We start from the raw sequence: 12,881 nt of genomic DNA, 5'->3' as shown, positions 1-12,881 counted from the left end.
GTTGTTGTAAACCGACACCTTACCACAGTGGCTTTTGTGCCCTTATCCCGAGAGGGATTCGGTCACTCCAGCACCGCGATCATGGCTTCCCACCTTAGTCGGTATAGGGATTGTGCGAAGTCTTGAACTCGATCCGCAGCGGTGTTCCCACCAAGTCAAACTCTTTGCGGAAACGCCCTTCCAAGAAACGTTTGTAGGCGTCGGTAATATGCTCCACAGAGTTGCCGTGCACCACAATCACTGGAGGATTCATACCACCTTGGTGCGCATAACGCGGTTTGGGTCTGTAGGCTCCCACCTTCTTAGGTGTTTGATACTGCACGGCCTCCATCAGCACGCGTGTGAGCACCGGTGTAGGCATCTTGCAGGTAGCCGCCTTGTGCGCCTGCACGATGGATGCCCACAGCGGCCCCAAACCTTGGCGCTTGGTGGCAGAAATAAAGTGCAGGGCAGCAAACTTCAAGAAGCCCAAACGGGTTTCGATGGCTCGCTCCACCATCTGGCGCTGGTAATCATCCACAGCATCCCATTTATTGACCGCAACCACCACGGCACGACCGCTTTCCAGCACATAGCCTGCGATGTGCGCATCTTGGTCCGTCACGCCTTCGGTAGCATCTATCAGCAGCAGCACCACATTCGCGTCTTCAATCGCTTGCAGGGTTTTAACCACCGAGAATTTTTCGATCGCTTCAAACACCCGGCCTTTGCGACGCAAACCCGCTGTGTCAATCAACTCAAACTTTTGGCCATTGCGCTCAAAAGGCACTGCGATTGCATCACGTGTCGTGCCGGGCATGTCAAACGCCACCAAACGCTCTTCGCCCAGCCACGTATTGATCAACGTCGATTTACCCGCGTTAGGGCGACCAGCCATTGCCAAGCGCACAGGACGAGCTTCTACATCTTCAATACTTGCCTCATCGGGATCGGCCAGATTCAATGGCTCCAGCGCCAAATCAAGCAATCCACGTATGCCTTGACCATGGGCAGCTGAAACCGGGTAAACATCCCCCAGCCCCAGCTCGTAGAACTCCGCCAGTTGCGTGCCCGCCTTCAAGCCTTCGGCTTTGTTAGCTACCAGCACGCACGGCTTGCCCAAGCGACGCAGGTAGTTGCCGATGTCATGGTCTTGTGCCGACAAGCCATCGCGCGCGTCCACCACAAACAGCACTACATCGGCTTCAGCGACGGCTTGGCGCGTTTGCTTGGCCATCTCCTTGAAGATGCCCTTGGATGCGTCAGGCTCAAAGCCACCGGTGTCGATCACGATGTATTCGTGCTTACCTTGCTTGCCTTGACCATAGTGACGGTCACGCGTCAACCCTGCAAAGTCGGCAACGATCGCGTCGCGCGACTTTGTCAGTCGGTTAAACAAAGTGGATTTGCCCACATTGGGCCGCCCAACAAGGGCAATAACTGGCTTCATTCGAAATTTTTTGTCAATCCGGGCGGAAGCCGTAAATGCCACCACCCCGTGTCACGACCACCAAGGTATCGGCGGCCACTACTGGTGCCACAGCTACACCAGTGCTATCTGTTGTGAGTCGATTCAAGTGCGAGCCGTCCTTTTTGGACAGCAGGTGCACCAAACCCGACTCGTCGGCTGTCACCACCGCGCGACCCAGCACCAAAGGTGCGGTCAACTTGCGGTGCTGGAAACGATCTACCGACCAACGCTTCTCACCATCAGCCATATTCCAAGCTTGGACGATGCCGTTACTTTCGGCTCCAAACACGTACTCTGCATCAGCAGCAATTCCCACTGCTCCCTTGGCAGTTTGCGCCCAACCGGTACGCCCTGCATTCGCATCCACACAGCCCACCGAAGATTGGAAAGCACGTGCACAAATCACATTCCCCACGCGAGCGGCTGGGCCGACCAAATCTACCAAGCGCTCCACATCATTGGTGCCACGTGGCGATGCCAAAGGCGCTTCCCACTGCACATTGCCGTTATCAGGGTTAAAAGCCACCAGACGCCCCGACAAGCCGGCCAGCAGCGTATTGCCGTAAGGCATCAGCACCCCTTGCTGGCGCAATACCAAGGGCTCGCCATCGCGGCGCTGCGTCCACAGATGCGCACCATTTTGGGCATCAAAGGCAGACACAGCACGGTCTGCCGTCAGCACAAATACACGCCCCCCAGCGACCAAGGGGGCTGTAAACGCAGAAGCGCTCAGCGTTTTGCTCCACAACTTACTGCCAGCGTCCAGCATGACCAGCTCATTGCCCGTTGTCACTACCGCTGCCATACGGCCATCTGCGCCTACACCGGTTTGCAGCCCCTTGCCCGCTTGGGCGCGCCAGTTCTCACGGCCATTGGCAGCATTCACACTCACCACCGTGCCATCTGCAGATGCCACCACCACATTGTCACCCTGCACTTGGGCGCGGATGTTGGCGTCTTTGACCGCAGGAATGCTAAGTTGCCAAGCTTGGCGCACTGGCAAATTCACCACATTAGGGCCCAGATCTGCAGGCTTTGGCGCCTTGCTAGAGCCAAACCACGCACAACCGCCCAAAGCTGTCGCCAAAGCTGCAGCCAGCACGGTACGTTGAGCAGTCATCCAAAAACGAGAACCTTGATGTTGTTGTGCGCTGTGATTCACTTAGTTGTCTCCGTCGAATTCGCCGAGCCAGTTTCCGAAGTTGCTACACCCAATGCGTTGAGCTTAAAGCCCACCAACGCGCGGTAATCCACTTGGGGATCAAGCAGCTTCCATGCCTCTTGATAGGCAGTGACCGCTTCATTGTTTTTACCTTGCAACTGCAGCACATCGCCCAGCCGATCGGCTGCCAAGCCCTTGAATTCCACAGGAAAGCTGGAGCGCAGCAACGCCGCCGCGGCATCCAAGTCTTTTTCCTCCATCAGCACAGCGGCAAGCCGCAGCTTGGCCGTGGCCTGGTACCCCTCATCCTTGGTGTTGTCTATCGCCCACTGCAAAGCAGACTTGGCCTCGTCCAGCTTGCCGGTATTCACTGCAGATTGCGCCACCAACAAAGCGGCATGCCCCGCCTGCAATGTGCCCTTGTAATCAGCCTTTACGGCATCAAAAGCCTGGGCTACGCGGGCTTGATCGCCGCTTTCCACAGCCACGGCCACCACATCGGCCAGCGCCGATGCTTGCAGCGCCTGACGCTGCTGCCAGAACTGCCAGCCGTTCCATCCGGCAAAGCCAGCCATCACCACCACGGCAACGCCAGTGATGGGGGTACCCCACTTGTTCCAGAAGTGCTTGATCTGATCAAGTTGCTCTTGTTCTTCGAGGTCGAGATGCGTTGCCATATCTGGTGTCGTTACAAATTAAGCGTTCGATTGTAGGGTGTGTGCCCAAACGGCCACTGCATCCAGCGATTGCAGCACTTGCGCACCACCTTGCCCGTCGCGCAGCGACTTGACCGTCACCTTGCCCAGAGCAAGTTCATCGGCGCCAAAAATCAGCGCAAAGTGTGCGCCCGAGGCGTCCGCTTTCTTGAACTGCGACTTCATGGAGCCCATGCCTTCCGCTCCCGCCGTGTGCATTTGCACGCACACGCCGGCTTCACGCAATTGGGTCAGCGTGCGCAGCACCACGGGCATGGCGGCCACATCGGGCACGATGGCATAGGCATCCAGCACGGGCTGCGGAATGTCCGTACCCAGTTCCTTGACCAGCTCCAGCACGCGCTCCACGCCCAGGGCCCAGCCCACGGCGGGGGCCGGCTTGCCGCCGACCTGTTCGATCAGGTAGTCGTAGCGGCCACCGGCGCAGATGGTGCCTTGCGAGCCAAGCAGGTCGGTCACGAACTCGAACACGCTGAGGTTGTAGTAATCCAGGCCGCGCACCAGACGGGGGTTGACCGTCCAGGGCACGCCGTTGGCGTCCAGGATGGCCTTCAGGCCGTCAAAGTGCGCCAGCGAGGCCTCGCCCAGGTAGTCCAGCAGCTTGGGCGCGGCGTTGACCATCTCCTGCATCGCCGGGTTCTTGGTGTCCAGCACGCGCAGCGGGTTGCTGTACATGCGGCGCTTGGCCTCTTCGTCCATCACCTCGGTGTGCTGCTCCAGGTAGGCGATCAGCGCCTCGCGGTGCGCCTTGCGCTCCTCGGGCTGGCCCAAGCTGTTGATTTCCAGGCGCCACTGGGTCAGGCCCAGGCGCTTCCACAAGGCCACGGCCAGCAGGATCAGCTCGGCGTCCACGTCAGGGCCGGCAAAGCCCAGGGCCTCGGCACCGATCTGGTGAAACTGGCGGTAGCGGCCGCGCTGCGGACGCTCGTGGCGGAACATGGGGCCGATGTACCACATGCGCTTGCCGCCGTCGTACAGCAGGTTGTTCTCGATGGTGGCGCGCACCAGGCTGGCCGTACCTTCGGGGCGCAGCGTCAGGCGCTCGCCGTTGAGCTTGTCCTCGAAGGAGTACATCTCCTTCTCGACAATGTCCGTCACCTCGCCGATGCCGCGCACAAACAGCTGCGTATGTTCGACGATGGGCGTGCGCACGTTGCGGTAGGCAAAGCGCCCCATCAGGTCGCGCACCTGCGCTTCCAGCCACTCCCAGCGGGCGGACTCGCCAGGGAGGATGTCGTTCATGCCTTTGACGGCGGAGAGTTTGTCGGTCTTTGCCACTTCAGAAATCTCACCAAAAATGCAGCTATTCAAAAAGAAGAGCTGCTTGCGCTGGTTCAGCGCGGTTTTCAAACACTTTTATATTGGAAAGTATTTAAACACGTGCGCTGAAAGCTATTGTTTTATTCAAGCACCCGCACCCCAACGGCGCTGCACATACGATTCCACAATCTCTTGGAACTCGGTGGCAATGCCTTCGCCGCGCAGCGTCATGGCCTTCTCGCCATCAATGAACACCGGCGCCGCTGGCGCCTCGCCGTTGCCGGGCAGGCTGATGCCGATGTCGGCATGCTTGCTCTCGCCCGGGCCATTCACGATGCAACCCATGACAGCCACCTTCATGGCCTCCACGCCCGGGTACTTCATGCGCCACACGGGCATCTGACCGCGCAGGTAGTCGTCAATCTGCTTGGCCAGCTCCTGGAAGGTGGTGCTGGTGGTACGGCCGCAACCGGGGCAGGCAGTCACGCTGGGCACAAACACGCGCAGGCCCAGGCTTTGCAGAATCTCCGAGGCCACGACCACCTCCTGCGTGCGCGCTTCGCCCGGCTGGGGCGTCAGCGAGACGCGGATGGTGTCGCCAATACCTTCTTGCAGCAGCACGGCCAGCGCGGCGGTCGATGCCACCGTGCCCTTGGTGCCCATACCGGCTTCGGTCAGCCCCAGGTGCAGCGCGTAGTCGCAACGGCGCGCCAACTCGCGGTACACAGCAATCAAATCCTGCACACCACTGACCTTGCACGACAGGATGATGTTGTCGGGGTTCAGGCCGATGTTCTGGGCCAGCTCGGCCGAGGTGATGGCCGAGGTGATCAGCGCCTCGTACATGACTTGGCGCGTTTCCCAGGGCTGGGCGCGCCGGCTGTTGGCATCCATCAGTTCGGCCATGATTTCCTGGTCCAACGAGCCCCAGTTCACGCCGATGCGCACCGCCTTGTCGTACTTGGCGGCGATCTCGATCATCTGGCCGAACTGCTTGTCCTTCTTCTCGCCCTTGCCCACGTTGCCGGGGTTGATGCGGTACTTGGACAGCGCCTCGGCGCAGGCGGGGTAGTCGGTCAGCAGGCGGTGGCCGTTGTAGTGGAAGTCGCCCACCAGCGGCACGTACTCACCCATGCGGTCCAGCTGCTCACGGATGTAGGGCACGGCGGCGGCGGCTTCGGGCGTGTTCACCGTGATGCGCACCATCTCCGAGCCAGCCTGTGCCAGCTCTTTGACCTGGATGGCTGTGCCGATGGCATCCACCGTGTCGGTGTTGGTCATGGACTGCACGCGCACAGGGGCATCGCCCCCCACGGTGACCACGTTGTTGCGCCACACCACGCGGGCCTGGCGGCTGCGGCGAGGCAGCGGGGCAGCGATCGCGATGGGCGACGCTTGGAATGTGTTGTCAGACACTTGTTACTTCACCTCAAATCGGGCCACATTGTTTTTGGCCGAAGCGGTCAAATCCGTTGCGACACCATCAATCTCCAGCGTTGTGGCACTGGCATTGCCCACCACAATCTGAAGAGATCGACCAGCGGCTGCCTCTTGGTAGACATCGCCGGCCTTCAACATTTTTTCCATCACCACTTGCTGCTGGGCATCGCGCACTTGCACCCAGGACTCGCCTGTGGCTGCAAAACGCAGCACGCGGCCATTCGCCGTCGCTGCGGGTTTGGACGTAGGCTCTGGCACTGCAGCCACCGCCTTGGCTGCTTCAGCCGCTGCTGTCACCGCTGCAGGTGGGGGCGCAGTGGCATCCACTGCAGCAGAAGCAGCAGTTACCGCCGTCGCACTCTCGGACTTGGCCTCTGAGGGCTCTGCCACAGGTGTCTCAGGCTCTGTTTGCAACTGCGGCATAAAAAGGGGTTCGTCCGTTGCAGCTTCGCCGGGAGCGGCAGCAGCTTGCGCCTCTTCCGCAGCTTGCCATTGGGGTACAAAGTACAAACCTGCCCCGCCAGCCACAGCAATCAGCAACGCAGCCACCAGTTTGACCGCATTGCTAGAGCCGCTGTCTTGTGACGACGACATCAAAGAGCGCAAGGTCTTTTCTTTGAAAGGCGCGTTAATGCCTTCTGGATTGGACGCCAACTTGGCAGCCTCGTGCTTGGGCAGGCCAGCGAGTACAGGCTCTACGGGAATGTGCAGCAAACGGCACACACTCAACGCCAAAGAGCGGGTAAACACAGAGTCCGTGAGCACATCCCAACGGTCTTCTTCCAAAGCCTGCAGCTTGTAGACAGGAACTTTCAGCGTGGATGCCAGCGCCTGCACCGACATTTGCTGCTGCTCGCGCGCTTGCCGCAGCAGCAGCCCCGCCCCTCCCATGACCGGAGGCGTTGCTGTGTTGTTACTGCTTTGTTGATCCGCGCTATCCACTACCACCTCAGTCATCAAAAGCTCCCTGCTCAAACCGTTGCCATTCCTTGGAATCAGGGAATCGCTTATGTAATTGATCTGCCAACTGCCGCATGGCAACCCGGTCACCCAGGCTGCGCTCTACTTTGATTCCCAACCAAAGCGATGGCGCAGAAGCCCACTGCCCGTTATTGATACGGCGCACATAAAAACGCGCACGCTCGTTATCTCCCCGGGCGTGCAATGCATTGGCAAAATTGTAGGCAACTGCCGGGCTACCCGGCTCTATTTCATGCGCTTTTTCCAAGGCCTGCAGCGCATCCCCTGGTTTGCCTGCCTGTTGCAAGCACACCCCTTTGGCCAGCCAAATCCGCGCGACCGATTGCCCACTGGTGCGAGGCGCTTCCAGCGCTGCATCCAGATTGCGGTCCGCCAAGATGAATTGTTTTTGTTGGCACTGCAGCCATCCCAGGTTGTACAGTGTGTCTGCGTCTCCGGGCCGCAATGCCAGCGCCTGCACAAAGCTTTCATTGGCAGCTTTGTAGTCTTGCAGGCTCATCTGAATCCAGCCTTTGAGGTTATAGGCATCCACATAGCGGGGATATGCCTGCAAGGCCTGTGCCACCTCACCCAAAGCCACTTCCGCACGCCCCTCTTCAAAGTGCAAGGCTGCCAATTGCAAACGTGTTTTGGCCAGTCGATGCACTTCCACTTCGGCAGCCGACCCAGGAATAGCTTCTGGCGCCACAGTGCTTCCTGTGGCTGTACAACCTGCCAGCACGCATGCCGCTACCAGCCCACCCATAGCCCAACGGGCTTTGCTCAATAACTGCTTCATGGGACCGAATGGTGTTGGCATGCACATCCTTGCTATAGATAAAACCGTTAGGAGATAGGCGTCAGCGGTATGGTACGTTGCTTAGCCATGCGTTCTGCTGCACGGGTACGGTCTTTCACGTCACCGGCCAGCTGTCCACATGCCGCATCAATATCATCTCCACGGGTTTTGCGCACCGTGGTCACAATGCCTGCGTCGCTGAGCACCTTGGCAAAAGCTGCTACTGCAGCATTCGATGAGCGTAACAAACCCGAAGCAGGGAATGGGTTGAACGGGATCAAATTCAATTTGCACCAAGGCTTGCCCTTGCCGTGCTTGCGAATCAACTCAATCAGTTGCTGCGCATGCTCAGGCTGGTCATTAACGCCATCGAGCATGCAGTACTCGAAGGTAATGAAATCGCGCGGTGCAAACTCCAGATAGCGGATGCAAGCTTGCATCAGCTCATCGAGCGGATATTTTTTATTCAGCGGCACCAAATTTTCGCGCAGCGGATCGTTAGGTGCGTGCAGCGAGACAGCCAGCGCCACAGCACAGTCTTGCGACAAACGATCCATCATGGGCACGACACCCGAGGTCGACACGGTCACGCGACGGCGAGAGAGCCCATAGGCATGGTCATCCAGCATGGTGCGCAGCGCGGGCACTAGGGCGGAGTAGTTCTGCAGGGGCTCGCCCATGCCCATCATCACCACGTTGGTGATGACACGCTCTTCGGTATGGAGATGCTTGCGCAAGAAGTGCTCCGCAAACCACAGCTGCGCCAAAATTTCGCCCGTTGTCAGGTTGCGGCTAAAGCCTTGGTGCCCAGTGGAACAAAAGCGGCATCCCACTGCACAACCTGCTTGCGAAGAGACACACAAAGTGCCGCGATCGTCTTCCGGGATGAACACCGACTCCACGGCGTTGCCATCACCCACATCAAACAGCCACTTGATCGTGCCGTCTTGAGAAATATGTTGGCTGATCACGGGCAAACCCACGATCTGGGCTTGGCCCTTGAGTTTTTCGCGCAGGGACTTGGCCAAATCGGTCATCTGGTCAAAATCACTGGCTCCGCGCTGGTGAATCCAGCGGTATAGCTGCGTAGCGCGAAAACGCTTTTCCCCCAGCGACTCGCAATATGCAGTCAGCCCCTGAAGGTCAAAATTCAAAAGATTGGTGGTGGTCATATGTATTACCCCAGACCACTTACAGGGCAACACTCCCATGCGGGGGTGCTGCCGTTACAGCAAGCACGGCCAGCATGGGATTCATGGAATTAACGTGCGTAAACGTTCATGCCAGGGAAGAAGAAAGCGATTTCCACAGCCGCTGTTTCAGCAGCGTCGGAACCGTGCACGGCATTCGCGTCGATGCTGTCAGCGAAGTCAGCGCGGATGGTGCCAGCTTCTGCCTTCTTAGGATCGGTAGCGCCCATCAGCTCGCGATTCTTCAAAATAGCGCCTTCGCCTTCCAGCACTTGAATCATCACAGGGCCGGAAACCATGAAGCTCACCAGGTCCTTGAAGAAAGGACGCTCTTTGTGCACAGCGTAGAACTGCTCAGCTTCAGCTTGCGACAGGTGCACCAGCTTGGCAGCAGCGATCTTCAGGCCAGCGTTTTCGAAACGGCTGTAGATTTGGCCGATCACGTTCTTTGCAACTGCGTCGGGCTTGATGATGGAGAGTGTGCGTTCGATTGCCATTGGGTTTTCCTAGTCAAAAGGGAATAATTTTTTGCCAAACCGGCAAAACCCTTGATTCTAACGGGGCGCTGACAACCCTTGAAACTGCTTGCCAAGCGCCCTTGCCTGCTTAACGCCCGCTGCGGCGCCCCGCTGGCTTGCGTTTTTGCTCAGCGCGGACTCGCGCCAAACTGTCACTGCCGATATAGCCGACCGAGGTTTTCATGGGATCAGGCTGTGCGCTAGGCAGTTGATAGTCATTGTTGCTGGTGCGCTTGGGGCCACCCTTGGTCTTGCGACGCGCGCGCAGTAAGCGCTCTTCCTCCGCTGCATTCACACGTGCCTTGTTGCGCGAACCAGCACGGTCCGATTCACGGCGCATGTTTTGCGTCGGCGCAGCACGCCTGGACTGGGGCATGGCCACGCCAGAGGCTTGAATCAAGGCTTGCACGTCCTTCTCATCCAACTCCATCCACGCGCCGCGGCGCAAACCACGGGGCAGTTGCATAGCACCGTAACGGATACGAATCAGGCGACTGACCGCACGCCCCACCGACTCAAACATGCGGCGCACTTCGCGATTACGCCCTTCAGAGATGGTCACGCGGTACCACACGTTGGCACCATCGCCTCCGCCGTCTTCGATGGAACCAAAAGCGGCTTCGCCGTCTTCCAGCTGCACACCCGTGGTCAGCAACTGCTTTTCTTCCTTGGTCAAAGCGCCCAATACACGCACGGCGTACTCGCGCTCCAAACCAAATCGGGGGTGCATCAGGTTGTTAGCCAACGTGCCGGAACTCGTGAACAGCAGCAAACCTTCGGTGTTCAAGTCCAGACGGCCAACCGACTGCCACTTGCCGTTGTGCAGCTTGGGCAGGCGCCGAAAAACCGTGGGTCGGTTTTGCGGATCATCCAGCGTCACCACTTCGCCTGATGGCTTGTGGTAGGCCAAAACACGCACGGCAGGCGGATCGATGCGCACCTTCACCGGTTTGCCATCCACCTTGATGCTGTCACCCAACTGAATACGCTGGCCCACATGAGCCAACTCGTTGTTCACAGTGATGCGCCCTTCACCAATCCAGCGTTCCACCTCTAGACGCGAGCCCAGACCGGCTTGCGCCAGTACCTTATGCAACTTGGGCGATTCCAGTTCGGGCTGCAGTACACGCTTGGCAGGGGCGGCTTGGGGCAGCTCTTCAGCGGCATCCAACTCGCCAGAAATTACAGCATCAAAGTCGTAGCCTTCATCAGCACCCAGTAGCTCCATCATGTCTTGCGCAGGCACCGTTGTTGCGTGAGCCACGGCGGACGCTGTAGTGCGGGCGACTTGGGGCTTGCGAGCAGCACTACCAGGCGCACGGCGCACAGGCTTGTTTTCTTTGTTCATGGTTCTTCCGTTTCCGCGCCCGCCCATTCATAGTGGCAAGACGCTTTCATTTATTCATTCATATTGGCGCTGTACGCCAAGCACTTAGGCTTTGGTGCTATCGCCTTCGGGTATTTCTGGGGTCGGCTTTTCAACAGGTGTTGACACCGCGTCTGGCGTCACATCCATCACTGGCACAAAGACTTGATACATGGGCAAAGTAGGTTCCGCAAACAGGTCATCTACCGGTTCCGGCAACTGATCTGCGACTTTTGCATCATCTTCAGCAGCCGTTGCGCCGTCGGCATCAGCAGCATCTTCCAACGCACTAAACAGCGTGGCTTGCGCTTCCGGCTCGTCCAGCATGGGCAGCTCTGCCAGCGACTTCAAACCCAAGTCATCCAAGAACTGGCGGGTCGTGGCAAGCAGGGCCGGACGCCCGACTGTCTCACGGTGGCCAATTTCCTCAATCCAGCCGCGGTCTTCCAGTTGTTTGATGATCAAACTATTGACCGTCACACCTCGAATATCCTCGATATCACCACGTGTCACCGGTTGGCGATAAGCAATGATGGCCAAAGTTTCGAGCACCGCACGGCTGTAACGCGGAGGTTTTTCTGGATGCAGCTTGTCAAGATAGGCACGCATTTCAGGACGGCTTTGGAAGCGCCATCCAGACGCCACTTGCACCAGTTCAACGCCACGCCCCATCCAGTCTTGCTGCAAAGCCAGCAGCAAATCCTTCAGCGTATCCGCACCCAGATTACCGTCAAATAACGCACGCAATTCCCGCAGCGACAAAGGCTGCTGCGCACAAATTAAGGCGGTTTCTAGGACCCGTTTGGCATCAACCGAATTCATGGTTTTGACGCAAGCCTCGCTCAAGGAAGGGAGGTGTAAAGACAGATGGACCGGACCCTCACGGGCAAGTACACCAACGATAAGGCGCAAATACTCAAGCGCCTTGATTTAATGCGGATTGTAGCGCAGGCCCAATTTTTCGATGGCGCACAGGAAATCTTCCGGTGGCTCAGCAGCCAACTCCAACACCTCAGCTGTCACGGGGTGCACAAACGACAGACGAAATGCATGCAACGCCTGTCGCTGCATATCACCCGCAGGAGCACCGCCGTACAACGCATCTGCGACCAAGGGATGCCCCAAAGAAAGCATGTGCACCCGGATCTGATGTGTCCGCCCTGTATGCAGCTTGCAATGGACCAAGCAGTGCGCAGAGGTGGTGTCCCAACACGTAATGTCTGTACGTGCCTCTTTACCAGCATGCTGCGCCAAATCCACCACGGCCATACGCAAACGATTTCGTGGATCACGTCCAATCGGCGCATCCACTTTTTGCAGCTCCGCGCCTTTCCAAGGCTTGTGCGCCAATGCCAGATAACGGCGACTGACGTCACGTCGCGCAATCAGCGCTACCAGTGCATCCATGGTGGAACGATCTTTGGCTACCACCATCAAACCACTGGTATCCTTGTCCAAGCGGTGCACAATCCCTGCCCTGGGCACCATCGCAGCTCCTGCGTGGTGGGCCAGCAAGCCATTGAGCAACGTACCCTGCCAGTTCCCCGGCGCCGGATGCACCACCAAACCCGCTGGCTTGTTCACCACCAGCAAATACGCATCTTCGTAGACCACATCCAATGCCATCACTTCAGGCTTGAAAGACTGGCTTTGTGCGGTGGGCCGCATCTCAATGGTGATCACATCTGCCAACTTTACCTTGGCAGATGCCTTGGTTGCTGACTTGTGATTGAGCTGAACCGCCCCCTGCTCCAGCAGTTGCTGCAAATAACTGCGAGAAAACTCCGGCACCAGATCCACCAGGGTTTTATCCAGGCGCGTGCCATGCTGCGCCATGCCTGCTTTGAGCTCACGCACCTCTACTGCAGAAGCGCCCGCCTCCACCTCTGCCGCATCCTCAGACTCCAGCAGCACATCCTGATCCAAAGGTAACGCGTTTGAACTCACGCACATTCCTCAACAAAAACACAAAAGAAAATGCCCGACGCGGATCGCACCGGGCATTTTGCGCAAAGACCTA

General features: G+C 58.2%; 12 protein-coding genes. All 12 read right to left on the bottom strand.

Going from position 1 to position 12,881, the window contains the following annotated elements; all coding sequences use genetic code 11:
* Positions 1-94: 94 nt before the first annotated feature.
* A complete protein-coding gene (gene der / locus B3R00_RS11380) occupies positions 95-1,429 on the bottom strand; it encodes a ribosome biogenesis GTPase Der (protein WP_284214894.1) in 1,335 nt (444 codons plus the stop codon).
* Positions 1,430-1,442: 13 nt separating this feature from the next.
* Positions 1,443-2,570, bottom strand: coding sequence for an outer membrane protein assembly factor BamB (gene bamB, locus B3R00_RS11375; protein ID WP_174862603.1), 1,128 nt, complete (start codon positions 2,568-2,570; stop codon positions 1,443-1,445).
* Between the two features lie 38 nt (positions 2,571-2,608).
* Positions 2,609-3,289 carry a YfgM family protein gene (locus B3R00_RS11370; protein ID WP_284214893.1) on the bottom strand — a complete coding sequence of 227 codons (681 nt, stop codon included), beginning with the start codon at positions 3,287-3,289 and terminating at the stop codon, positions 2,609-2,611.
* An 18-nt stretch (positions 3,290-3,307) separates the two neighbouring features.
* Positions 3,308-4,606, bottom strand: a complete 1,299-nt coding sequence (hisS, locus tag B3R00_RS11365; protein WP_286999104.1) for a histidine--tRNA ligase — start codon at positions 4,604-4,606, stop codon at positions 3,308-3,310.
* A 126-nt stretch (positions 4,607-4,732) separates the two neighbouring features.
* Positions 4,733-6,004 carry a flavodoxin-dependent (E)-4-hydroxy-3-methylbut-2-enyl-diphosphate synthase gene (gene ispG, locus B3R00_RS11360; RefSeq protein WP_286999103.1) on the bottom strand — a complete coding sequence of 424 codons (1,272 nt, stop codon included), beginning with the start codon at positions 6,002-6,004 and terminating at the stop codon, positions 4,733-4,735.
* 3 nt (positions 6,005-6,007) lie between these two features.
* The gene (locus B3R00_RS11355) at positions 6,008-6,985 is read right to left on the bottom strand and encodes a helix-turn-helix domain-containing protein (protein ID WP_286999102.1); all 978 of its coding nucleotides are present in this window, start codon (positions 6,983-6,985) and stop codon (positions 6,008-6,010) included.
* Positions 6,978-7,697 carry a tetratricopeptide repeat protein gene (locus tag B3R00_RS11350; RefSeq protein ID WP_286999101.1) on the bottom strand — a complete coding sequence of 240 codons (720 nt, stop codon included), beginning with the start codon at positions 7,695-7,697 and terminating at the stop codon, positions 6,978-6,980. Before B3R00_RS11350 ends, B3R00_RS11355 begins: the two co-directional genes overlap by 8 nt.
* 137 nt (positions 7,698-7,834) lie before the next feature.
* Positions 7,835-8,959: a 23S rRNA (adenine(2503)-C(2))-methyltransferase RlmN gene (gene rlmN / locus B3R00_RS11345; RefSeq protein WP_286999100.1), complete on the bottom strand. Its 1,125-nt coding sequence runs from the start codon at positions 8,957-8,959 to the stop codon at positions 7,835-7,837.
* A gap of 89 nt (positions 8,960-9,048) precedes the next feature.
* Complete coding sequence (gene ndk / locus B3R00_RS11340) at positions 9,049-9,474, bottom strand: nucleoside-diphosphate kinase (protein ID WP_174862607.1); 426 nt, start codon at positions 9,472-9,474, stop codon at positions 9,049-9,051.
* Positions 9,475-9,583: 109 nt separating this feature from the next.
* Entirely contained in the window at positions 9,584-10,843 is a 1,260-nt protein-coding gene (gene rluB, locus B3R00_RS11335; protein WP_286999099.1) for a 23S rRNA pseudouridine(2605) synthase RluB, read from the bottom strand.
* A gap of 84 nt (positions 10,844-10,927) precedes the next feature.
* On the bottom strand, positions 10,928-11,683 hold the full coding sequence (gene scpB / locus B3R00_RS11330) for an SMC-Scp complex subunit ScpB (protein WP_286999098.1): 756 nt from the start codon (positions 11,681-11,683) through the stop codon (positions 10,928-10,930).
* Positions 11,684-11,791: 108 nt separating this feature from the next.
* Entirely contained in the window at positions 11,792-12,814 is a 1,023-nt protein-coding gene (locus B3R00_RS11325; RefSeq protein WP_376747663.1) for an RluA family pseudouridine synthase, read from the bottom strand.
* Positions 12,815-12,881: the final 67 nt, after the last annotated feature.

The organism is Comamonas sp. UBA7840, from assembly GCF_002501455.1.
Lineage (GTDB): Bacteria > Pseudomonadota > Gammaproteobacteria > Burkholderiales > Burkholderiaceae_C > Comamonas > Comamonas jiangduensis.
The sequence above is the reverse complement of the archived record's forward strand: the minus strand, read 5'-3'. Positions and strand labels throughout refer to the sequence as shown.